At 62.9% G+C, this 21,854-nt stretch carries 18 protein-coding genes; 10 read left to right on the forward strand and 8 right to left on the reverse strand.

Annotation, left to right across the window (positions count from 1 at the left end; translation table 11 throughout):
* Position 1: 1 nt before the first annotated feature.
* Positions 2-931 (reverse strand): ribokinase, encoded by a 930-nt coding sequence (locus HMPREF3166_RS07940; protein WP_034985164.1) that lies wholly within the window; start codon positions 929-931, stop codon positions 2-4.
* Between the two features lie 95 nt (positions 932-1,026).
* A complete protein-coding gene (locus HMPREF3166_RS07945; protein WP_070488580.1) occupies positions 1,027-1,653 on the reverse strand; it encodes an SdpI family protein in 627 nt (208 codons plus the stop codon).
* Positions 1,654-1,737: 84 nt separating this feature from the next.
* On the opposite strand from HMPREF3166_RS07945, the gene HMPREF3166_RS07950 reads away from it, so the two are divergent.
* Complete coding sequence (locus HMPREF3166_RS07950; protein ID WP_070488582.1) at positions 1,738-4,686, forward strand: leucine--tRNA ligase; 2,949 nt, start codon at positions 1,738-1,740, stop codon at positions 4,684-4,686.
* 882 nt (positions 4,687-5,568) lie between these two features.
* On the opposite strand, the gene HMPREF3166_RS07955 is transcribed toward HMPREF3166_RS07950, so the two are convergent.
* The 4 genes from HMPREF3166_RS07955 to HMPREF3166_RS07970 form a co-directional block, all read right to left on the reverse strand.
* A complete protein-coding gene (locus HMPREF3166_RS07955; RefSeq protein ID WP_246816969.1) occupies positions 5,569-6,135 on the reverse strand; it encodes a hypothetical protein in 567 nt (188 codons plus the stop codon).
* Between the two features lie 80 nt (positions 6,136-6,215).
* A complete protein-coding gene (locus tag HMPREF3166_RS07960; RefSeq protein ID WP_070488583.1) occupies positions 6,216-7,136 on the reverse strand; it encodes a universal stress protein in 921 nt (306 codons plus the stop codon).
* Between the two features lie 25 nt (positions 7,137-7,161).
* Positions 7,162-7,629 carry a MarR family winged helix-turn-helix transcriptional regulator gene (locus tag HMPREF3166_RS07965; protein ID WP_034985170.1) on the reverse strand — a complete coding sequence of 156 codons (468 nt, stop codon included), beginning with the start codon at positions 7,627-7,629 and terminating at the stop codon, positions 7,162-7,164.
* A gap of 180 nt (positions 7,630-7,809) precedes the next feature.
* Positions 7,810-8,901 (reverse strand): inositol-3-phosphate synthase, encoded by a 1,092-nt coding sequence (locus HMPREF3166_RS07970; protein ID WP_035003614.1) that lies wholly within the window; start codon positions 8,899-8,901, stop codon positions 7,810-7,812.
* 190 nt (positions 8,902-9,091) lie between these two features.
* Between HMPREF3166_RS07970 and HMPREF3166_RS07975 the strand changes: the two genes are divergently transcribed.
* From HMPREF3166_RS07975 to rplI, 7 genes are all read left to right on the forward strand, one after another.
* On the forward strand, positions 9,092-9,433 hold the full coding sequence (locus tag HMPREF3166_RS07975; protein ID WP_237744682.1) for a DUF5318 family protein: 342 nt from the start codon (positions 9,092-9,094) through the stop codon (positions 9,431-9,433).
* Positions 9,426-12,185: a transglycosylase domain-containing protein gene (locus HMPREF3166_RS07980; RefSeq protein ID WP_070488585.1), complete on the forward strand. Its 2,760-nt coding sequence runs from the start codon at positions 9,426-9,428 to the stop codon at positions 12,183-12,185. Before HMPREF3166_RS07975 ends, HMPREF3166_RS07980 begins: the two co-directional genes overlap by 8 nt.
* The gene (locus HMPREF3166_RS07985) at positions 12,166-13,791 is read left to right on the forward strand and encodes a glycosyltransferase family 87 protein (RefSeq protein ID WP_070488587.1); all 1,626 of its coding nucleotides are present in this window, start codon (positions 12,166-12,168) and stop codon (positions 13,789-13,791) included. The genes HMPREF3166_RS07980 and HMPREF3166_RS07985 overlap by 20 nt, the downstream gene beginning before the upstream one ends.
* Entirely contained in the window at positions 13,784-13,966 is a 183-nt protein-coding gene (locus HMPREF3166_RS07990; protein WP_034985176.1) for a hypothetical protein, read from the forward strand. Before HMPREF3166_RS07985 ends, HMPREF3166_RS07990 begins: the two co-directional genes overlap by 8 nt.
* A 163-nt stretch (positions 13,967-14,129) precedes the next feature.
* On the forward strand, positions 14,130-14,417 hold the full coding sequence (gene rpsF / locus HMPREF3166_RS07995; protein ID WP_070488642.1) for a 30S ribosomal protein S6: 288 nt from the start codon (positions 14,130-14,132) through the stop codon (positions 14,415-14,417).
* 123 nt (positions 14,418-14,540) lie between these two features.
* Positions 14,541-15,188, forward strand: a complete 648-nt coding sequence (locus HMPREF3166_RS08000) for a single-stranded DNA-binding protein (RefSeq protein WP_070488589.1) — start codon at positions 14,541-14,543, stop codon at positions 15,186-15,188.
* 82 nt (positions 15,189-15,270) lie between these two features.
* Entirely contained in the window at positions 15,271-15,723 is a 453-nt protein-coding gene (gene rplI / locus HMPREF3166_RS08005; RefSeq protein ID WP_049050570.1) for a 50S ribosomal protein L9, read from the forward strand.
* A gap of 325 nt (positions 15,724-16,048) precedes the next feature.
* Here rplI and HMPREF3166_RS10205 read toward each other — a convergent pair whose 3' ends face one another.
* Positions 16,049-16,429 (reverse strand): hypothetical protein, encoded by a 381-nt coding sequence (locus tag HMPREF3166_RS10205; protein ID WP_153246007.1) that lies wholly within the window; start codon positions 16,427-16,429, stop codon positions 16,049-16,051.
* 521 nt (positions 16,430-16,950) lie between these two features.
* On the opposite strand from HMPREF3166_RS10205, the gene HMPREF3166_RS08010 reads away from it, so the two are divergent.
* Positions 16,951-18,090, forward strand: coding sequence for a S1 family peptidase (locus tag HMPREF3166_RS08010; RefSeq protein WP_034985492.1), 1,140 nt, complete (start codon positions 16,951-16,953; stop codon positions 18,088-18,090).
* A 97-nt stretch (positions 18,091-18,187) separates the two neighbouring features.
* Here the strand turns inward: HMPREF3166_RS08010 and HMPREF3166_RS08015 are convergent, their stop codons facing one another.
* A complete protein-coding gene (locus HMPREF3166_RS08015; protein WP_070488591.1) occupies positions 18,188-19,840 on the reverse strand; it encodes a flavin-containing monooxygenase in 1,653 nt (550 codons plus the stop codon).
* Positions 19,841-20,275: 435 nt separating this feature from the next.
* Here HMPREF3166_RS08015 and dnaB point away from each other — a divergent pair, with 435 nt between their 5' ends.
* Positions 20,276-21,847, forward strand: coding sequence for a replicative DNA helicase (gene dnaB, locus HMPREF3166_RS08020; protein ID WP_070488593.1), 1,572 nt, complete (start codon positions 20,276-20,278; stop codon positions 21,845-21,847).
* The last annotated feature ends 7 nt before the right edge of the window (positions 21,848-21,854 follow it).

Raw genomic sequence — 21,854 nt, forward strand, 5'->3', positions numbered from 1 at the left:
TTTATGCGTCTCCTAGTCGACGGATTTCGTTCTCGGTGGCGTAGCTGCCCGCTGCGCCGCGCTTCTGCGTGGCGAGAGCCCCGGCCGCCGCGCCCAGCGTGCACGCATCCACCAGGTTCTCCCCCTGCGCCAGCGCCGCCGCGAGCGTGCCGCAGAACGCATCGCCTGCACCAGTGGTATCCACGACGCGCTCGACGTAGACGGCGGGGATGTGCACCGGTTCGGCGTCACCCTCCAAGATCATGGCTCCACGCTGCCCCAAGGTAACCACCACAGAGCGAGCGATGGGGCGCAGGCGCTCCAGCAGCTCCTCGATGGGCGTGCCGGGGGCGGCGTCGAGCACCGCGGCGGCCTCGCCCTCATTCAGCACCAGGGGGTCGGCCGCGGCGAGCAGGTCGGGGTCGCGCGTGGTCACGGGCGCGAGGTTCAGCACCAGCCGCGAGTCCGAATTCGCCACCAGCTTCGGCAGCTCCGCGCTGTGCTCGGGGGTCAGTTCGCCCTGCGCAAGCACGATAGGTACGGGTCCCTGGCGGCGCAATTCCTCCACGGTTTCACGTTGCTGAGCCGGGCTGACCAGCTCGTTTGCGCCCGAGGTGACGATGATGATGTTCTCGCCGCTCGGGTCGTTCATGATGAACGCGCGGCCGGTTGGCTGCCGGCTACTTACGATGTAGTCGGTGTTCACACCGTGTTCGCGCAGCTCTTTGATCGCGAGTTCGCCCTGCGGATCGGTGCCCACCGCAGATAGAAGGACGGTATTGACGCCCAAGTGTGCGCAGGCTGCCGCCTGATTGGCGCCCTTTCCGCCCAGCCCCTCTATGCCGGGTTCTGCGATGGTTGTTTCCCCTGGTTGGGGGAAGTTCTGGACGGTGACGAAGGTGTCGACGTTGGTGGTGCCGGATACGACGACGGTGGCGTTGGAGTCTCTCATGGTTCCCCAGAATACTGGGTTGCCGGGCGCGGTGGAGCTGCGGCGACGGGTGCAGTGGTGCTGGGCTAGGCCCGTGTGGGGTCTTGCGCTGGATTCTACGCTGGGTTCTGGGCCGAGTCTTGCGCCGAGGCGGCCCGCTGGGCGGCCTCCCAGTCCACGCCGCCGCCCTCGCAGGAGCCGTTCAGCGAGCAGCTGCCGCACGCCTGACCGCTTGCGCACGCCTCCGCGCTCACCGCGCCAGCTTCGGCGCCGACGCCAGAGCCGTCGGAACAGCAAGCGCCAGCGGAGTCGGAAGCGCCGGGGGCCTCGCTGGAATCGTCGCAGCAGGAGTCCGAGGTGGCGTCACCGCTAGAGCAACAAGAAGAATTGGCGGCCTCGAGCTGGGCGGCACGGGCGTCCAGGCGCGCGACGGCGTGGGCGCCCAACGCGGAGCCCAGGCCGATCAAGAAAGCGGCACCGACCAGCAACAATGCAAATACCAGCCACATCCAACCGCTCACCTTCAGGGTGATCAGCGCCGCGCCGAGGAACGCCGCACCAGCTCCCATCCAGGCAGGGCCGACGATGCGGTGCGCGGTGTTCCAGAGCTCCTCGGTCTTGCGAACCTCCGGAATGCGCAGGCCAACGACCGGATTACCCGGCAACTTCCCCACAGCCCCCAGCAGACCCGCGATGAAAAAGGCCAGGCCCACGACTACCAACACAACGGTCAACACGATCATGCGAAACAGTCTATTACTGCAGGTGGCCAACAAGCCAAACGCAATAACCTGCCCTGTCCAGACGACCTACTAGACTGTTAAAACATGACTAACGGCAGCACTGAAGACAATTCCTACCGCTACACTCCTGGCCTCGCGGCCAAGATCGAGGCCAAGTGGCAGAAGCACTGGGCCGACAACGGCACGTTTAACGCCCCGAACCCGACGGGCGACCTGGCGGAGCCGGGCGCGGAGCTGCCGGAGGACCGCAAATTTATCCAGGACATGTTCCCCTACCCCTCCGGTGTGGGCCTGCACGTTGGCCACCCGCTGGGCTACATCGGTACGGACGTGTTTGCGCGCTTCCACCGCATGAAGGGCGCGAATGTGCTGCATACGCTGGGTTATGATGCGTTCGGCCTGCCCGCCGAGCAGTACGCTGTGCAGACCGGCACCCACCCGCGCACCACCACCATGGCCAACATTGCCAACATGGAGCGCCAGCTGGGCCGCCTGGGCCTGGGCCACGATAAGCGCCGTAGCTTCGCCACCACGGATACGGATTACTACCGCTGGACGCAGTGGATCTTCCTGCAGATTTATAACTCCTGGTTCGACCCGGAGGCCAAGAACGCCAACGGCACCCTGGGCAAGGCCCGCCCGATTGCTGAGCTGGAGGAGAAGCTCGCTGTCGAGCGCGCCGACTGGGCGGACCTGAGTGCTGCCGAGAAGCAGGAGATCCTGGATAGCTACCGCCTGGTTTACCGCTCGAACTCGACGGTGAACTGGTGCCCCGGCCTGGGCACCGTGCTGGCGAACGAGGAGGTCACGGCGGAGGGCCGCTCCGAGCGCGGCAATTTCCCCGTCTTCCGCAAGAACCTGCAGCAGTGGATGATGCGCATCACCGCGTACTCCGACCGCCTGATCGACGACCTGGAGTGCCTGGACTGGCCGGAGAAGGTGAAGTCCATGCAGCGCAACTGGATCGGCCGCTCCCGCGGCGCGGAGGTCACGTTCGACTGCCTGGGCCACGACATTGACGTGTTCACCACACGCCCGGACACGCTGTTCGGCGCGACCTACATGGTGCTGGCTCCGGAGCACGAGCTAGTGGATACGCTCGTTGCGCAGTCCGGTGGTTCTTCTGCGGGTAGTGACGCCTACACGGATGTCGACCCACGGTGGACCTACGGCCAGTCGACTCCAGCTGCCGCAGTGGAGGCTTACCGGGCGGCAATCGCCGCCAAGTCGGACCTGGAGCGCCAGGAGAACAAGGAGAAAACGGGCGTTTTCCTGGGCGTTTATGCTACTAACCCGGTGAACGGCGCGCAGGTGCCGGTCTTCATCGCTGACTACGTGCTGACGGGCTACGGCACCGGCGCGATCATGGCTGTGCCGGCGCACGATACCCGCGACTTTGAGTTCGCCACCGAGTTCGGGCTGCCGATCGTGCCGGTCCTGGCGCCGGAGGGCGCTGAGGCTGGCGAGGCTGGCGAGGGTGAGGCTGGCGCGGGCGAGGGCGCCGAGCTCACCGAGGCTTTCACCGAGGACGGCCCTCACATCAACTCCAACAACTCCGACGGCCTGGAGCTCAACGGCCTGGGCAAGGCGGAGGCCATCGACAAGACCATCGAATGGCTGGAATCCAAGGGCGTAGGCAGCGGCAAGATCCAGTACAAGCTCCGCGACTGGCTGTTCGCCCGCCAGCGCTACTGGGGTGAGCCCTTCCCCATCGTCTACGACGAAAACGGCATGGCACACGGCCTGCCGGAGGACATGCTCCCCGTCGAGCTGCCCGAAGTGGAAGACTACAAGCCCGTCAGCTTCGACCCGGACGACAAGGACTCCGCCCCCCAGCCCCCGCTGGCCAAGGCCAAGGAGTGGGTCGAAGTCACCCTGGACCTCGGCGACGGAGAAAAGACCTACTACCGCGACACGAACGTCATGCCGCAGTGGGCAGGTTCTTCCTGGTACCAGCTGCGTTACATCGACCCGAACAACGACAATGCCCTGGTAGACATCGAAAACGAACGCTACTGGGTCGGTCCGCGCGAAGGCCGCCCCTCCGGCGGCGTGGATCTGTACGTCGGCGGCGTGGAGCACGCCGTGCTGCACCTGCTGTACGCCCGCTTCTGGCACAAGGTGCTCTTCGACCTGGGAGTAGTTTCCAGCTTCGAGCCCTACTACCGCCTCTACAACCAGGGCTACATCCAGGCTTACGCCTACACGGACTCCCGTGGCGTGTACGTCCCCGCGGAGGAGGTCACCGAGCGCGACGGTAAGTTCTTCTGGGTTCGCAAGGCGGATGATGCTGAGGGCGTCACAAAGGAAGAAGAAGTATTCCAGGAATACGGCAAGATGGGTAAGTCCCTCAAGAACGCCGTCTCGCCCGACGAGATCTGCGACGACTATGGCGCGGACACCCTGCGCGTGTACGAAATGGCGATGGGCCCGCTCGACACGTCGCGGCCGTGGGCGACGAAGGACGTGGTCGGCGCGCAGCGATTCCTGCAGCGTGCGTGGCGCCTCGCCGTCGACGAGAACACGGGTAAGGGTTCTGTGAGCGATGACGCCCTCACGGATGAAGACCTAAAGGCCCTGCACAGGACCATCGCGGGGGTTCACGAGAACTATGCAGAGCTGCGCGACAACACGGCTGTAGCGAAGCTGATTGAGTACGTGAACTACCTGACGAAAACCTACTCCGCCGGGCAGGCTCCGCGAGCGGCCGTGGAGCCGCTGGTGCAGATGCTGTCGCCGGTGGCGCCGCACATCGCCGAGGAGATGTGGGAGATCCTTGGCCACTCCGAGGGCATCACTTATGAGCGCTTCCCCGAGTGGGACGAGAAGTGGCTGGTGGATGACACCATTGAGCTGCCCGTGCAGGTGATGGGTAAGCTGCGCGGCCGCATTAACGTGGCGGCGGATGCTTCGCGGGAGGACATTGAGGCTGCTGCGCTGGAGGAGCCGAATGTTGCTTCGCACATTGAGGGCAAGACGGTGGCGAAGATCATCGTGGTGCCGGGCAAGATGGTGAATATCGTCGCGAAGTAGCGGCCGCGCTGGGGCGCCCGCTGGGCATGGGTGCCGCGGGGGTGCCCGCTGGCGCGCCCGGGCTGGAGTTCTCCTTCTTCCGGCGCCCCGACCCTACCCTGCGGCGGCGCTGTTCTAGTGCTGTCGGGCCGCAGGTCTATTTTTCCCGGCGGCACGGTGGGGGTGCCGTGTGCCTTCATTACAGTCACGGACGGAAGCTGCGGACTCTAAGGTGCTGAATCGAATTAAGGTGCGAGTTTATGCATCTGAAATGTCACAGTGACGCTTCCGAAAGGCGTGGATTGGGCTTTTACGAGGCGTTGATGACGGGCTGGATGGCCTGCTCGAGGGGCGAATGTCCCAAATTCCACGTCTTAAAACATAACTATTCTATTCCTGCAGGTCAGAGCGTCGCTATTTTGGGCTTCAAACCCTCTACTTTCAATAACTCGACGATTTGGGACATTACCCCGCCTAAGGCTCTGTGATTGCCCTCGGCGACGTGTCAATTGGAGTGTCTCGCTGGCTGGGTCTACCTCGGAGGGGTTGGCTGGGTCTAGCTCCGAGTGGCTAGCTCAGATGGGTTCAAAGGGGACGGTCCGCAGGGGGGATTGTCCCAAATCTTCCACTCTGTTTCTATAAGTTTCTATTCCCGCAGGTCAGAAGGTTGTAAGATCTGCGCTTCACAGATGCTACTGGCCGAAAGTGGAAGATTTGGGACATCTCCTGAGTGCCCCGGCGCAGGTAGGCGGTGCAGGCGGGTGGAGTAAGTGGACGTAGCGCGCGGAGACTAGCGGAGTTGGAGTGTGCTGGCGGGTGGAGTAAGTGGAGGTGGAGCGCGGAGACTAGCGGAGTTGGAGCGCAGGGTCAGGGGAACCAGGAGAACTAGGGGAACTAGCGGTCCTAGAGGTTGTGGTCGAGGAGCAAGTACGCACCGACCGACGTGATCCAAGCCATGCAGAACGGCATGATGAACCAGATCACCGCTACCCATGGGCGCCAGCGCTGGTGGTTCTTCCACTTGTAGTAGGTGATGAAAGCCGAGCCGAACAGCCCAAAGAAAGCCACGGAAGTGGGAACTATGGCGAACAACAGCTGGAAGGTCCGGCTGCACAGCTGTGCGGAGGAGTCTGCATCGCAGTAGGGGCCGCCGATTACCTTGGAGGAAATCCAAATCAGGATCGCAGACAAAGTGGTGGCCACGATCACGCCGACGAAGAACCAAATCGCCTGGCGAGTGGACTTATTGTTGCGCTCGAGGCGGAGCAACGGGTCGGCCTCGTAGTCCAACTCGGTGGGGGCGCTGGGGCGATCCAGCTCGGACATCTCGAGATGGGAGCCATCAGGTGAGGAGGCGCCTGGCTGGGAGCTTGCGGGAGAGGAGCCGTCGGGAGTGGAGCCGTCGGACTGGGAGGAAGGGTCCGGGTTATCAGCAGGTGAGGGGCCGTTGTTCAAACCATCATTGCTCATAATGACCTCAAATCTACACCCGTTGGTGACTAATCAGAACCCGTGCGAGCTCACGAACCCGGGCGGCACGCTAAGGAGCGCTAGACGGTGCTCAGCAGGACCGGCACCGGGCTGTGCCGCAAAATCTGGTTCGTTGACGGGCCAATGAACACGCGGTGGAAACCACCCAGCGTGCTGGATCCCATCACCAGCAGATCGCCCTTCTTCCACTTCAGGGCGTTAATCGCGCCGGACCAGCCGTAGCCGCTGCCGACCTCCATCTGCACGGTCAGGTCGTTGTGCCTGTTCAGGGCACGGTCCCGGCCTCGGTCCAGCAGCGCCAGCGCCTGCTCACGCCACTCGACCATCATGTCCGAGTTGTCGATGAACTCCGTCTCCGTCGGGTACATCGTTGCCCCGCGCGGGCTAAACGCCACCAGACGCAGCGGAACATTCCAACGGTGCGCCAGGTCGGCGGCGCGGCGTAGGGCCTCGTGCGACTGATCGGTGTCGATGTAGCTGCAATTGACTCTGGTGACGCCACGTTTCGACAGCTTCGGCGTCCGCGGAGCCAGCAGTAGTGGCAGCGGGGCGTAGTGCAGCAGTGCGTCCGCCGTCGAGCCGATTCGGAAGCGAGAATGCGGCGCGGCGGGGTGGGAGCCCAAGATCATCATGTCGGCATTGAACTCGGCGGCGGCGTCAATAAGAGCCTTCGTTTCCGAGTGATCAACAGTGACGGTGGAGGGTTCGTCGGCGTCCAGCATCTGCTCCGGCAGCTTGGCCAGAGCGAGGGCCTTCCGCGCGGCAGAGGAGACAGCCTTGGATTCCTTGTCGAGCCACTCCGAGTAGCTGTCGAACTCCAGCTCCGGCTGCGCCGTCCACGAGCGCGAGATGACCGTGGCGGTGCGCAGGGCAATGGTTTCCGTGCGGGCGATCCAGGCGGCGACCTGCGCAGCCTCGTCACCTGCGGATTCGGGGCGCCACGTGAGGAGTAGACGGAGGGGGTTAGGGGTGTTGCTCAAGGAAGATTGCTCGCTAGCTCCAGCTTTAGTGCTGGTCGTTGTTCAGCTTTGCCTCTATGGATTCAGTGTAGCGGCGCAGAACCAGCTCGATGACAGAGGTGGCGTCTGCAACTTCCTTGAGTTCTTCCTCGCTGAGGCTGTCCAGCATGCTGGCCAGCTGCTCGGCGCGCTCCTCACCCAGGCGCTCGAGCTCCTCGCGACCCTTATCGGTGAGGGCGACGCTCACGCCGCGGCGGTCGGAGGTGTCGCGCACGCGGGTGACCAGTTCCATCGTCTCCAGCTGGTTGACCGCGTTGGAGGCGGTGGGCATGCGGATCGTCTCGGTCGCCGCGATCTGGCTGATGCGCATTGGGCCGTTTTCCTCGAGAATCATGAGGATCGACAGTTGCGCCATGCTGATGTGCGAGCTCTCCGTTTGGCGGAAGTACAGCAGGTACAGGCGCGTCAACGGGAGGCGCAGTTTCTTGGCAATTTCAAGAGATGTGGAAGCCATAGGTACTAAAATACAACAGTTTTGCAAGTAAATGCTCATGAGGGTTGCCTAGTACGGCAGTTTCGCCCCCTACGGATGAAAACAAGTGCCGGTGACGCCCACTGTTGCATAGGCGTGCACCGACACTCCTGCCGGAAACTCCCACCCCCCGGAAGCTCCAGGCGCCATGTGCCCAGCGCCCTAGGCGCCGTTGATGAACTCTTCCAGCTGCGCGCGGGCGACGTCGTCCGGCAGCTGCGTCGGCGGGGACTTCATCAGGTAGCTGGAGGCTGCCTCAACCGGGCCGGCCACTCCCCTGTCCAGCGCGATCTTCGCGGCGCGCACTGCGTCGATGATGATGCCCGCGGAGTTCGGGGAGTCCCAGACTTCCAGCTTGTACTCCAGGTTCAGAGGCACTTCGCCGAAGGCAGAGCCCTCCAGGCGGACGTAGGCCCACTTGCGGTCGTCCAGCCACTCCACGTAGTCGGACGGGCCAATGTGGACATTGCGGTCGTGGACCTTGCCGGCTAGCGGGCTTTCCTTCAGGTTGGAGGTTACGGCCTGGGTCTTGGAGATCTTCTTGGATTCCAGGCGGTCGCGGTCCAGCATGTTCTTGAAGTCCATGTTGCCGCCGACGTTCAGCTGCATGGTGCGCTCCAGGCGCACGCCGCGCTCCTCGAAGAGGCGGGCCAGCACGCGGTGGGTGATCGTGGCGCCGACCTGGGACTTAATGTCGTCGCCGACGATCGGCAGGCCAGCTGCGCGGAACTTTTCGGCCCACTCCGGGTCGGAGGCGATGAACACCGGCAGGGCGTTGACGAAGGCGCAGCCTGCGTCGATGGCGCACTGCGCGTAGAAGCGGTCGGCCTCTTCGGAGCCGACGGGCAGATAGCTGACCAGCACGTCCACGTTTGCGTCGCGCAGGGCCTGCGGCACGTCGACAGGCTCTGCGTCGGATTCGGTGATGCTTTCCTGGTAGTGGCGCCCCAGGCCGTCGAAGGTGTGGCCGCGCTGCACGGTCACGCCGGTGTGGGGCACGTCGGCGATCTTGATGGTGCAGTTCATGCCCGCTTCAATTGCCTCGGAGACGTCCTTGCCTACCTTGTCCGCATCCACGTCGAAAGCAGCGGTCACGTGCACGTCGCCGACCGAGTAGGGGCCGAACTGGGTGTGCATGAGGCCGGGGACGTTCTCGGTCGCGGCGGCGTCGGAATACAGGTGAATGCCCTGGATCAGTGAGGTCGCGCAGTTGCCGAGACCCACGATTGCGATGTTGCAAGTCTTAGATGTCATGCGGTCAACGCTAGGTTGTGGGCTGGTGAAAACCGCTCCTCGTCGGCAGGTTTACCGATCAAGCCGGGCGGGTGTATCGATTAAGCTCGCGCGCGGTGGGGGTTGTCCGAGCCGTGTTTAGAATGTGGGTGTGTCGATTTCGCGAAGGGTTATTGATAGGTCACTCGATCGCCGTCGCACTCTGTCTCAGGTGCGTGGGGTCGGGCGCTTTGTTGGTGACGCCACCCCGCGGCTCCTTTCGTCCGCGGAGGTTCTAGGTCAGGCAGTCGACCGTCCGTGTCCGGTGTGCGGAAGGCATGATTTAAGGGAAACGCAGTGGATTCACGGCGACGTATTAGGTGAAAAGTCGGGTACAGCGCGTAGTGTAAGAGAGATCAATGGTGTTATTGATGCGCTAGTGAATGCGCAGCAGGATGCTGAGTTCTCGATACACACCGTTGAAGTGTGCATGAAGTGTAGATGGAATCACTTGATCCGAGAAGAGCTGATCGGAATCACGATCGACAATCAGGAGACTCGTCTAGTTGAGTAGCGACAAGCCGTCCAAGAACCCGTTCTCCCGCGGTGGTGCCGGAAATTCCGGTGCCGGCCGTGGCGGACAGCGGAAGCCGGGGCAACCGGGTAGGCCTGGCCAAGGTCAGGGTGCTCAGTCTGGCAAGCGTCGGGCTAAAAACGGCAAGCCTGCGCACGGCAAGCCTGCGCACGGCAAGCCTGCGCAGGGGCGCCCAGCACCGGGCCAGTCGGGTAAGCCTAGCCAGCCGGGCAAGCGCCGGGCTGCAAACGGCAAACCTGCGCAGGGTCAGGGTGCTCAGCCAGGTAAGCGCCGCAGTGCCCAGGGACGTCCTGCACAGGGTCGTCCTGCACAGGGTCAGGCTGCCCAGGGGCGCGCAGTGAAGGGTCGTCCGGCTAAGGGGCGCCCGGCGCATGGCAAGCCCGCACAGGGCAAGCCAGCGCAGGGTCGCGGCACCAAGCCGGTGAAGTCCGGAGGTTCCCGCCGGGCCGGAGCCGCAGCGGGAGCTGGGGCTGCAGCGGCGGGAGCGGCGGCGTCACAAAGAAAGAGGCCGCAGAACAACGGCCCCAGCAAGAATGGGCCCAATCAGAATGGACCACAGACTCGCGTGAAAAAGAATGGATCCCGCTCCGTGGGCGACGGAAAGCTGAAGGCAAGGACGCGCAAGAAGCGCAGCTGGCGCGATAAGCGCACCCTGCGAAACTTCTTCGCGGGGCTGGCGGCCGTCATGGCGGTGCTGATCATTGTGCCGCTGGTGGCGTTCTTTACGGCGTATTCGGTGACGAAGGTGCCGGAGCCGGAAGAGCTGGTGAACAACCAGATCTCCTACATTATGGCCAGTGACAACGACACTGAGCTGGCGCGCATCGTGCCGCCGGAGGGTAACCGTCAGAACGTCAAGATCGACGAAGTTCCGATGGCAGTTCGGCAGGCCGTGCTGGCTGCGGAGGACCGCGAGTTCTACAGTAACCCCGGCTTCTCTGTCTCCGGCTTCGCCCGCGCGGCGATCGGCCAGGTGCTGGGCCGCGAGGGTGCCGGTGGTGGCTCGACCATTACCCAGCAGTACGTGAAGAACGCGCTGGTCGGCGATGAGTTTAGCCTGAGCCGTAAGGCCAAGGAGCTGGTTATCTCCGCGAAGATGGCCCGCGAATGGTCGAAGGACGAGATCCTCGAGGCCTACCTGAACACCATTTACTTCGGCCGCAATGCCTACGGCATCAGCGCGGCCTCTCACGCCTACTTCGACAAGGACGTCAAGGACCTCACCCCGGAGGAAGGCGCGGTGCTGGCCGCGACCATCCAGGCGCCCTCTGGCCTGGATCCGTGGACCAACCGCGAGCGTGCAGAAGCACGCTGGAACTATGTACTGGACGGCATGGTCAGCATCGACGCGATGAAGGAATCGGACCGGCGGAACGCCGCGTACCCGGACGTGAAGGACCCGGCGGAAACCGCGGAGAGCACCCAGGCCGTGGGAACCAACGGTTTGATCAAGACCAAGGTGATCGAGGAGCTTGAGCGCGCGGGCATCACCGAGGAACAGGTGAACACGGGTGGCCTGAAGATCACCACCACCATCGACGCAAAGATGCAGGCCGACGCGGTGGATGAGGTCCACAAGAAGCTCGAAGGCCAGCAGGAAGGCCTGCGTACGGCCGTGGTCTCGGTGGATCCGAAGACCGGTGGCGTGCGCTCCTGGTACGGCGGCGATAACCCAGTGGGCTTCGACTTCGCCGGAGGAGGCCTGCAGACCGGTTCTACGTTCAAGATTTTTGCGCTGGCCGCATACCTTGACCAGGGCGGCAGCATTTACGACCAGTTCGACTCCTCCCCCGTCATGACCGGTGACGCGCAGGTGAATAACGTCGGCGGCGCCAGCTGTGGCACATGTAGCATCGCCGAAGCGCTGAAGCAGTCGCTGAACACCAGCTTCATCCGCCTGACCCAGTCGTTGAAGGGCGGCCCGCAGGACGTCGCTGACATGGCGCACCGCCTGGGAGTGGCCGAGGAACTGCCGGGCGTGGGCAAGACGCTGCAGGAGGCAAACGGCAAGCCGGCAGAGGGCATCACTCTGGGTATGTACCAGTCCAGCCCGCTGGACATGGCCACCGCCCTGGCAACCCTGACTAACGGCGGCACCTACCACCGCCCACACTTCGTGGAGAAGGTGGAGAACTCCAACGGCGACGTGCTGCTGGATAACACCAACGACGACGGCGACCGCGTGGTCTCCGAGGAAGTCGCCAACGGCCTGATCCAGGCGATGCAGCCCATTGCGGCGTATTCCAACGGCAACTCGCTGGCCGGTGGCCGTCCCTCGGCTGCAAAGACCGGTACGGCGCAGCTGGGCGATACCGGCGAGAACAAGGACGCCTGGATGATTGGCTCGACCCCGCAGCTGTCTACCGCAGTGTGGGTTGGTACCGCCGAGGGTAAGCCGATTCATAACAGCTACGGCGGCATCATGTACGGCTCCGGCCTGCCCGCCCAGATCTGGAAGGGCGTGCTGGATCGTCAGCTGGAAGGCAAGGAGGTCGAGCAGTTCGGTACCGGCCCAGCGGCTTCCGGCGGCGGTGGCTACGTCGGCGGCGAAGCTGCCCAGGGAAGCGACGAGGGTGCGCAGGAGCAGCCGGCGGAGCCGGAGTCTCCGGAACCGGCTTCACCGCCGGCGCCCGCGCCGCAGCCCGAGCCGCAGCGCCCGGCTCCGGGAGGTGGCAACCCGCCGCAGAACAATGACCTACAAGACCTAATCGATGGAATCCTCAACCCATAGGAAACCGACCGCCGGGAGTCCGGCCACGGGCTCGGCCACGAGCCGGGGCGCGGGCCAGCGCGTGCTGCCCTCCCGCACAGAGCCGATGGCCCGCGGATTCATCCGCTTCATCGGCGGCCCACCCGGCGCCCACGCACTTATCGGCCGGGCGAACTGGTGGACTCCCCTGCGCGTCCTGCTCGCCACCGCCGCCACCTTCCTAGTATTCGGTTGGCTGCAGAAGGCACAGTGCATCCGCACCGGGTTTGACGGCGATGGCAACCCCTTTGTGGACTGGTCCGGGAAGCGCCAGTTCACCTCCGCCTGCTACTCCGACACGGTTTCCCTGTATGCGGGCCGCGGGCTGGATAACCTCGACTTCCCCTACTTCACCTCCTTCGTCGACGATGGCGTCACGCGGTACATGGAATACCCCGTGCTCACGGGCCTGTACCAATGGCTGATGGCCGCAATCGCGCGCCCGGTGGAGGCCGTGTGGAACTTCCTCCCCCTGCCGCAGGCAGCGCCCGCGGCGATCTACTTCGGAGTCAACGCATTCTTCCTGGCCCTGTTCTGGCTGATCGCCACCGGCCTGATGACGAAACTCACCGGCAACCGAGTGTGGGACACGCTGCTGATGGCGGCCTCTCCCCTAGTCATCGTCCACGCCTTCACCAACTTCGACCTGCTGACCTGCGCGGCGGCCGTCGCTATCTTCCTCTTCTGGGCCAACCGGCGCCCTGGCTGGGCTGGCGTGGCCACGGGCGTGGGCGTGGCGCTGAAGCTATGGCCCGCGTTCATCGGCGGTGCACTGATCCTGCTGTGCCTGCGCCAGCGCGCCTGGGTTCCGCTGGCGAAGCTGGTCGGCTGGACTTTCGCCAGCTGGCTGATCATCAACCTGCCGATCATGGTTTTCGCGCCGGAGGGCTGGTCGCAGTTCTTCAAGCTGAACTCCGAACGCGGTTGGGAAGGCTCGACCATCTATGCCGTCATCGCTCACCTCTTGGGTAATGACGCCTGGAACGGCGTGTCTCCCACCAGGTCCGTCGAAGGCGCTGAAACTCTCAACCTGCTGACAGGCGTACTGCTGCTGGTCGCACTTCTGGCTCTGGCCTGGCTGGTCATCTTCGCAGCGCCGCGCACTCCGCGGGTCGGCCAGGTGGCGTTCTTGGCCACGCTGGCCTTCATGATCACCAACAAGGTGTGGAGCCCGCAGTACTCCATCTGGCTGGTGCCGCTGCTGGTGCTGGCTCTCCCCCGCTGGCGATTGGTCTTTGGCTGGGCGGCATTGGAGACTGTGTATTGGTACCTGCGCATGTGGCAGTTCCTGCCTGCGAACCAGGCGGCACCGAACTGGCTGGTCGATACCGTGACCATCGTCCGGCTCGGGTTGCTGGTGTTCATGGCGGTGCTGGTCATCCGGCAGATCATGGGCCGCAGCCCGGACCCGATCCGCGAGGCCCACGGAGGGCGCGACCCGTTGGCCGGAGTGCTGGCCGAGGAACCGCCTGAGGTGCAGGACGGCGCGCCAACCAACCAGACCGCGCGCGAGAACGGGAATGGTTCCGGCGGAGAAGTGGGCGTCAATAAGAAAGGCGCCGAAAAGAAAGAGAGCAACGATGGATAACACGACCATAATCATCACCATGGCCAGTGTGCTGGTGGGGTTCCTGTGCGTGGGCGGCAGTTTTGCGAGTTTCATGTACGGCAAGTCGAAGAAGCAGGTGTGGACGCTTTTCAGCTTCGCCGTCTTGTTCCTGACGATCGTGCCGGTGGGGCTGGCAGTATTCGTAGCGGCGTAGGGGCGCGCAGCGCGGGAGCGGGGCTCGGCTTGGGGCGCGAGGGGGCATTTCTTAAAACGCGGGGGCACCAGGTAGGCTGAGAGAGTTGCTGACGCAACGACCCTCCTGCCATGCCCAAAAGGGGTATGGCCGAAACACAAGACCATAGGAGGTGATGAGGTCCGTGCGTCAATACGAGATGATGATCATCATCGACCCTTCCCAGGATGAACGCACCGTTGCCCCGTCGCTGGACAAGTACTTGGATATTGTCCGCAAGGAAAACGGTTCCGTGGAAAAGGTTGATATCTGGGGCAAGCGTCGCCTCGAGTACCCGATCAACAAGAAGGAAGAGGGCATCTACGTTGTTCTCGACCTGAAGTGTGAGTCGGCTACCGTGCTGGAAATTGACCGCCTGCTCAACATCAACGACCAGATCCTGCGCACCAAGGTGCTGCGGAAGGACCAGTAGCTAAAGCTGCAGGCTCCGAACGGACTGTACAGGCACCTTTAAACCATTAACCTAAGCACTGTAACCACTAGGGCTTCTTTTTACGGACGCCCACACGTCACCACACAACGTTAGGAAAGAAACATGGCACAGGGAGATACCCAAATCACCGTGGTCGGCAACATCGTTGCGGATCCGGAACTGCGCTACACCCCCAACGGGGCCGCAGTGGCTAACTTCCGCGTGGCCTCCACGCCCCGTCGCTACGACCAGCAGGCTGGTCAGTTCGTCGACGGCGAGCCACTGTTTTTGACCTGCAATGTGTGGCGCCAACCAGCCGAGAACGTGGCAAACAGCCTGAACAAGGGCGACCGCGTGATCGTGACCGGCCGACTGCGCCAGCGTTCCTACGAGGATCGCAACGGCGAGCGTCGCACCGTCTTCGAGATTGAGGTGGAAGAGGTCGGCCCTTCGCTGCGCTTCGCTACCGCGGATATCAACAAGGCATACCGTGGCGGCGGCCAGGGCGGAAACGCTGGTGGCGGCAACGGCGGAGGCTTCGGCGGTAATGCCGGCGGCTTCGGTGGCCAGGGCGGCCAGGGTAGCCAGGGTAATGGTGGCAACGGCGGCCAGGGTGGCTTCGGCGGGAACGCCGGCAACCAGGGCGGCCAGGGTAGTCAGGGACAGAACAACCAGGGCTTCGGTGGCCACAATGCGGCCATGGATGATGACCCGTGGAACTCTGCCCCACAGTCCGGTTTTGGTGATGGCGACGACGAGCCGCCATTCTGATCGGCTAGCTTAAAAGCTGCTGGTCAGCGTTAAATTTTTTGAACATAATTGGTCAAACCAAAGCACAACGAAAGGCTGGATCATGAAGCTGATCCTCACCACCAACGTTGACAAGCTCGGTGTCCCCGGCGACATCGTAGAGGTCAAGGCTGGTTACGGACGTAACTACCTGCTTCCGCGCGGCTACGCAATTGTTGCTACCCGCGGCGCTGAGAAGCAGATCGAAGGAATTAAGCGCGCGCAGGAAGCACGACAGATTCGCGACCTGGATCACGCACGCGAGGTTAAGGAAGAGCTGGAGAACCTGAGTGGCGTGACCGTGGCGGTCCGCACCGCAGAGTCCGGCAAGATCTTCGGCTCCGTCACTGCAGATCACATTGTTGATGCAGTGAAGAAGGCCAACGGTCGTTCCCTGGATAAGCACACCATCAAGCTGCGCAAGGGCGATGTTAAGGCAACCGGCGTTTACTCTGTGGACGTTCAGCTGCACAACGACATCGTTGCATCCCTGAGCTTCGAGGTCGTTTCCGCGTAACTTCGCCCGGCTTGGCTCGGCATTTCAGCTGGCCCTGGTCGGCTGATACTTCGGTCGGCGGGCTTGGCTCGGCTGATATTTCAGCTGGTCTGAAATTACCGGGAGCTTCTGCGCCCTGTGCCTAGACACCACAGGTCGCGTGATTCGTGCCTAGACACCACGGATCGAGTGCCAAGTGTTTGCCTAGTGTTAGGCGCACTGGCCGCGTGCTTAGACACCACGCGGCGGCATTCACATTCCGGAGCTGTGTAAAGAGCCGCTGAGCTGCTGAGCCGCTGAGCTGCGAAGATGCGCGTGCGACTATAACGCACCAGAAAAACTTAACTTAGACAACAGCAGGTTGAGGCCCCACGTTTTTGTGCGTGGGGCCTTTTCCGTTGCTCGGATTATGCTGCTGGACTGTATTGCTGGGGAGTGCTGGGCTGTATTGCCTGGCCGTGCCGCTGGACCATTCTGTTTGGCTGTATTGCTGCCCGAACTGCTTGGCTGTATTGCCTGATAGCCATCGCCAGCGGCGCAAAGTGTCGGAAATGGTGCATTTCTTAGGGCTAAATGTCGGAAAAGTTGCAAAACTAAAATTGGCGCCGAAAACGCGACCCTCGGAAAACTCGCTGACCTGCATGTTTACAAAATTGGTAATGGTTTGCGGTAACAAATTGCAACTTTTCCGACATTTAGGCCTCCAAATCGCAGGCTTCTGGGCCATTCGGGGCTCCTGGTGGTCCGGAATGTCGTTAGATCGGGAATACGTCGGCCTGTTCAGGCTGTGCGGAGCCTCCGTTGGGCCGGAATGTCGCTAGAACGGGAATACGCCGACGCCCACGACGGCTTGCAAAACTCTGCAACGCCCTGACCTGCGCTTTTGCGGTATTGCAAATCAGTGTTAATAACGTATTCCCGTTCTAACGACATTCCCTTCTATACGTGGTCGCAAAAAGGTCTCCGCTTGCCCCGGATTCCCGTTCTAACGACATTTTCCAGCTGCAGGGCGCAGAAACTATGGCTTTAGGCCGCCGGAACTGGGAGCCGAGGGTCGGAACAGGGGGCAGGGCTCAGAAATTATGGCCCCGGGCCGCCGGAACTGGCAGCCGAGGGCCGGAGCAGGGCCCGGGGTCGGGGAACAGGGGCCCGGGGTGCCGAGCCACCAGCACCCCGGGCGCCGAAATTTCGCCACCTGAGCTGCCGAATTCCACTTGCTTAGCCAGCCGAATGTGCCAGGATAGCTCTGTGAAGAAAACTCAGCTGGTTCGCAGCTTGGCATTAGTCTCCATCCTCGCGCTCGCCGGATGTTCCAATTCGGGCGTCTCCATTTCCCCTAGCTCTTCAGACTCCGGCGGGGCGGATGGCTCCTCGGACTCCAAAGCCCTCAGCGTCTACGATGTCGCGGAGGCCTGCCAGAAGGCCGTTGAGAAGGATCTCAACAAGAACAACATTCCGCACGATAAGCTTTTCGTGCACGCAACGGACGTTTCCGAGACACACCTGTCCGACGACGACTTCGACGGTCCACTCAAGGGCTCGCTGTACAACGACGACTATTCCGGCGCCTTCCACTTCGACTGCGAAACCGACGGATCCACCACAAAGGTGGATAACTTCGATTTCCCGCAGGAAAACTTCCGCGTCGATTCCTCCAGAAACCGCTCGCAACAAACGGAGGTAGACCCAAACCGCCTGGACCCGGACAACGATGGCGCCGGCCGGGCCGGCCGCGACGACAACCTGGGAATTACCTACCACAACAAGGTGGACTGGCAATTCCTGGAAGCGCCGGGCAAGGTCGTCCCCGGCGGAATGATTCTGAACCGGACGAATGGCTCCTCGTGCTCGACGGGATTCATCGCCTCCCGCGACAACCGGGTATTCATTGTTACCGCAGGTCACTGCGGAAACAAGGGGGATAAGTTCGACATCCGCGATTCACGTGGCAATACTCTCCGGGTGGGGGAGATGGTGGAATCCTACGTGGAGCGTCATGGCCAGGGCATCGTTGGTGCAGACATTGGATTGATCGAGCTCTACCCAAATGTCAGGCAATACGTCGATTCCGCACTGCCTATGAATACCAAGCTCAAGGGCTGGATCACGCCGCAGGAGGCCGAGCGCCGCAACATGGAGATTTGCCGCCTCGGTGCCACCACCGGGTACTCCTGCGGAGTGTTCGTCAGTGTGGACAAGGCAGGCCAGTTCTACTTTAGAAACATCATGGATCGCGGAGATTCCGGCGGCGCCATCTTTGCCGTGGACAGAAGTGGGGTATGGGCGCTTGGCGTGGTCTCGCGGGTCAGCGACTACAACAAAACCCTCGGCGGCGGAATGGAAATCGCCAGCGCGATGCGGCACTGGGGCCTAACCCTCCACGGCTAGCCCACCAGCCGCCGTAGTCACCAGCACCCCGGCACCCCCTGGCCGCCGGGCCGGGATCACCCCCTGGCCGCCCGGCTGGGATCACCCGGCGCAGCTGTTAAACCCGCAGCTTGGCGGCGCCTCCGCCGCCCTCACCGGCGGCCAGCGGCGCCGCCGCCTCCAGCGCCTCCACGCCGAAGGCCATGTCGTGGGTATTGTCCGCGCTGGTGTAGGTGCGGCGCTCCTTGATGTAGTCGTGCTCCATCCGCCACGGATCGCCAGCGGCCTGGCGCGGCAGAGTCCCCACGCTGCGCTGGATATAGCCGCTGGACATCTCCAGAAGCGGCAGGTCAGCGGGCTCGCCGGCGGGTAGAACCGGGCACGCCCACTGCTCGCCTCGCGAGTCCATGTCCTTCCATAGCTGCACCAAGTACCGCGAGGTCATGTCCGCCCGCAAAGTCCACGACTGGTTCAAATACCCAATGGTGTAGGAGAAGTTCGGCAGCCGGTTAGCCATCATGGCACGATAAGCCACCAGAGATTCGGTGGGTACTGGGGCGCCATCGACTGAGAAGTTGGCGTCACCAAAAGCAAGAAGCTGTAGTCCCGTGGCGATCACCAAGACATCAGCCTCGATGTACCCGCCGGAGCGCAACCGCACCCCGCCGGCGTCGACGCGCTCGATGTGGTCGGTGACGACCTTCGCCCCGCCGCGCACGGCCTTGAAGAAATCGCCGCCGGGGGACTTGCAGACGCGCTGGTCCCACGGGCCGTATGGGGGAGTGAAGTTGCGGCGGACCTCGTCGGCGGGCAGGTAAAGGCGGTTCCAGCCGCGGAACACCAGCTTCGCGATGCTGGGGAAGGTTTGGCAGAGGTGGTATTGCGCCATGTCGCGGCCGATGTGCAGGGTGCGCGCCAGGCGGTGGCCGAATTTGCCGGGCTCGGTGCTTAAGCCCAGGCCGACGAGGGAGCTGATCGTGTCGGTCTCCGGCAGCGGGGCGATGTAGGTGGGGGTGCGCTGCAGCATCGTCACGTCCGCACCCATCGCGTGCAGCGCCGGGACCAGCGTAATTGCCGTCGCGCCGGAGCCGATCACCGTGACCTTCTTGCCGCGCACGTCGAGGTCGCGGGGCCATTGCTGTGGGTGCAGGGCGGTGCCTTCGAAGGTATTGACGCCCTCAATCTCCGCCGTGAACCCTTCAGCATGGCGGTAGTATCCGGTGGCGAAGTGGAGGCGGCGCGTCCACGTGGTTACGGTCGGCTGCTCGGGGTTGGCGGAAGCGGCAGAGTCGGAGCCGTCGGTGCCTTCGGAGTTGGCGTGGCCGGTGCGGCCGACGCGCATGGTGACTTCCCACAGGCCGCGGTCGGTGTGGAAGTTCACGGATTCGACCCACGTGGATAGCTGTAGGCGGTCGAGCATGCCGATTTCCTGGGCGGCTTCGCGGCAGTAGTCGCGGATCTGCTTGCCGGAGCCGAGAGTTCCCTTGTGCGGCCACTTCTTGAAGGGGAGGGAGAACGTGGCCATGTCGGAGTCCGAGCGGATGCCGGGGTATTGGAAGGTGGCCCAGGTTCCGCCCACGTCGTAGTTAGAGTCCACGGCGGCCCAGTTCCAGCCGGGGAAGTTCTTGTTTACGTGGTAGGCGATGTCGATGCCGGAGAGCCCCGCGCCGACAATGAGGAGGTCGAGGGGGCGCTCGGCGGTAGCCTCCGTGAGTGCGGGGAGGGTTGAGATGGAGGAGCTGGTGGTTGGGTCGGTGGGTGTGGAATTCATGAGGCACACCGTACTCCAAGGTCGTGCAGTGTGTAGGAAAACCAATATTTTACTTCCGCTTAGGAAACCGAACATGAAGGGTGTGGGCTTATAGCCATGAACGCGGTTATGGCGGTGAATAAAGTGTGAATAATTTAAGGATTTGGGCGACCTGGGGGTTTGTATGAGCGCGATCGCCTGGCCTGCGGGTTTGTTTATCCCCAGGTTATCCACCGATGAAAAGAGAAGCTTTCACACCAGTCACACTGTTCTGACCTGCGCAAACGTGGAAACGTGCAGGTGAGAGCATCGGCTATCCACAAGTTATCCACAAGCCATCCTGGGGGATTGGGGGTTATGCACATTTCCTCCACAGGTATATTCACAAAGCCTGTGGATAACTTGTTCTGTATTGCCGCTTAGGGGTTGTCCCGCGCTGCCATTAAAGTGGTCGGCATGAGCGAAAATGCAGGCATGAACTTCGACGACGGCGCCCCGCTGCCGGAGGAACCTTTCGACGATTTCGGCGGTCCCAGCGACTTCGGCGCCGGCTCGGGAGGTGGCTTCGGCGCTGGCTCGGGCGCCGGGGGAGCGGGCGGCTTCGAGTCTTCCGGTCGTCGCGGCGGGGGTTTCCAGGGCGGTCGGAGGGGTCGGGGTGGCCAGGGCGGTCACGGCGGCTCTCAGCAGATCGTCCGCGAGATGCCGCAGAACCCGGAAGCCGAGCAGGGCGTGCTCGGCGGCATGATGCTGGATAAGGACGCCATTGCGGATGTCGTGGAGGTCCTCGTTGGTGATGACTTCTACGTGCCGAAGCACAAGACTATTTTTGACGCCATACTTCAGCTGTACGGCGAGGGTAAGGAAGTAGACCCGGTCATCGTCAGTGGCCGCCTGGACCGCGATGGCGTGCTGAGCTTCATCGGCGGCGCTGATTACCTGCACAGTGTCGTCCAGAAGACTCCGACCTCGGCAAACGTCGGCTACTACGCCTCGATCGTGCGAGAGAAGGCCACGCTGCGGCGCCTGGTGCAGGCCGGCACCACGATTGTGCAGCTGGGCTACGCGGGCACTGAAGGGGCGGACGTGGATAACGTGGTGGACCGCGCGCAGCAGGAGATGTTCGCCATCACCAACGATGCCGCGAAGGAGGACTACGAGGTCTTCGCGGAACTGGTCGCCTCCACAGTGGGGGAGATCGAGCAGCTGGAGAGCCAGGATGGCGTGGAGATGGGCATCCCCACTGGCTTTGCCGACCTGGATGATCTGACGAATGGTCTGCGTGGCGGCCAGATGGTGATTGTGGCAGCCCGCCCAGGTGTGGGTAAGTCCACGCTGGCGCTGGACTTCATGCGTTCGGCGTCGATCCAGCACGGCAAAGCGTCGGCGCTGTTCAGCCTGGAAATGAGCAAGTCCGAGGTCATGATGCGCATCTTCTCTGCAGAGGCGGAGGTGCGCCTGGCTTCCATGCGCGGAGGCAAGCTGACCGACGACGACTGGGATCGCCTGACCGTGCGCATCGGCGAGATCGAGGACGCGCCGATCTACATCGACGATTCGCCGAACCTGACGATGATGGAGATCCGCTCGAAGGCACGCCGCCTGAAGCAGCAGGTGGATCTGCAGCTGATCGTGGTGGACTACCTGCAGCTGATGTCCTCCGGCAAGCGAGTGGAATCACGCCAGCAAGAGGTCTCTGAGTTCTCCCGCCAGCTGAAGCTGTTGGCCAAGGAGGTCAACGTGCCGGTCGTTGCGATCTCGCAGCTGAACCGTGGCGTGGAGTCCCGCGGCGACGATGCGCTTCCGCGTGTCTCTGACCTGCGTGAATCTGGTTCGCTGGAGCAGGATGCCGACATGGTCATGCTGATCAACCGCCCGGACTCGCAGAACCCGGATCACGAGCGTGCGGGCGAGGCGGACATCATCCTCGCTAAGCACCGTGGTGGTCCCATTGGCACGGTGACGGTGGCCAACCAGCTGCAGTTCTCCAAGTTCTCCGACATGGCCCGCGACATCAGCCCTATGCCCTAAATCCCAC

It is taken from the genome of Corynebacterium sp. HMSC08A12 (genome assembly GCF_001807485.1).
GTDB lineage: Bacteria > Actinomycetota > Actinomycetes > Mycobacteriales > Mycobacteriaceae > Corynebacterium > Corynebacterium evansiae.

Excerpts from the sequence above, each read along its gene's own strand:
- HMPREF3166_RS07945 (WP_070488580.1), bottom strand. The coding sequence starts at position 1,653 with ATGATCGTGTTGACCGTTGTGTTGGTAGTCGTGGGCCTGGCCTTTTTC.
- HMPREF3166_RS07985 (WP_070488587.1), top strand. The coding sequence starts at position 12,166 with ATGGAATCCTCAACCCATAGGAAACCGACCGCCGGGAGTCCGGCCACG.
- HMPREF3166_RS08000 (WP_070488589.1), top strand. The coding sequence starts at position 14,541 with ATGGCACAGGGAGATACCCAAATCACCGTGGTCGGCAACATCGTTGCG.
- dnaB (WP_070488593.1), top strand. The coding sequence starts at position 20,276 with ATGAGCGAAAATGCAGGCATGAACTTCGACGACGGCGCCCCGCTGCCG.
- HMPREF3166_RS07990 (WP_034985176.1), top strand. The coding sequence starts at position 13,784 with ATGGATAACACGACCATAATCATCACCATGGCCAGTGTGCTGGTGGGG.
- HMPREF3166_RS07940 (WP_034985164.1), bottom strand. The coding sequence starts at position 931 with ATGAGAGACTCCAACGCCACCGTCGTCGTATCCGGCACCACCAACGTC.
- HMPREF3166_RS10205 (WP_153246007.1), bottom strand. The coding sequence starts at position 16,429 with ATGGCCCAGAAGCCTGCGATTTGGAGGCCTAAATGTCGGAAAAGTTGC.
- HMPREF3166_RS07970 (WP_035003614.1), bottom strand. The coding sequence starts at position 8,901 with ATGACATCTAAGACTTGCAACATCGCAATCGTGGGTCTCGGCAACTGC.
- HMPREF3166_RS07965 (WP_034985170.1), bottom strand. The coding sequence starts at position 7,629 with ATGGCTTCCACATCTCTTGAAATTGCCAAGAAACTGCGCCTCCCGTTG.
- HMPREF3166_RS07955 (WP_246816969.1), bottom strand. The coding sequence starts at position 6,135 with ATGAGCAATGATGGTTTGAACAACGGCCCCTCACCTGCTGATAACCCG.
- rplI (WP_049050570.1), top strand. The coding sequence starts at position 15,271 with ATGAAGCTGATCCTCACCACCAACGTTGACAAGCTCGGTGTCCCCGGC.
- HMPREF3166_RS08015 (WP_070488591.1), bottom strand. The coding sequence starts at position 19,840 with ATGAATTCCACACCCACCGACCCAACCACCAGCTCCTCCATCTCAACC.
- HMPREF3166_RS07950 (WP_070488582.1), top strand. The coding sequence starts at position 1,738 with ATGACTAACGGCAGCACTGAAGACAATTCCTACCGCTACACTCCTGGC.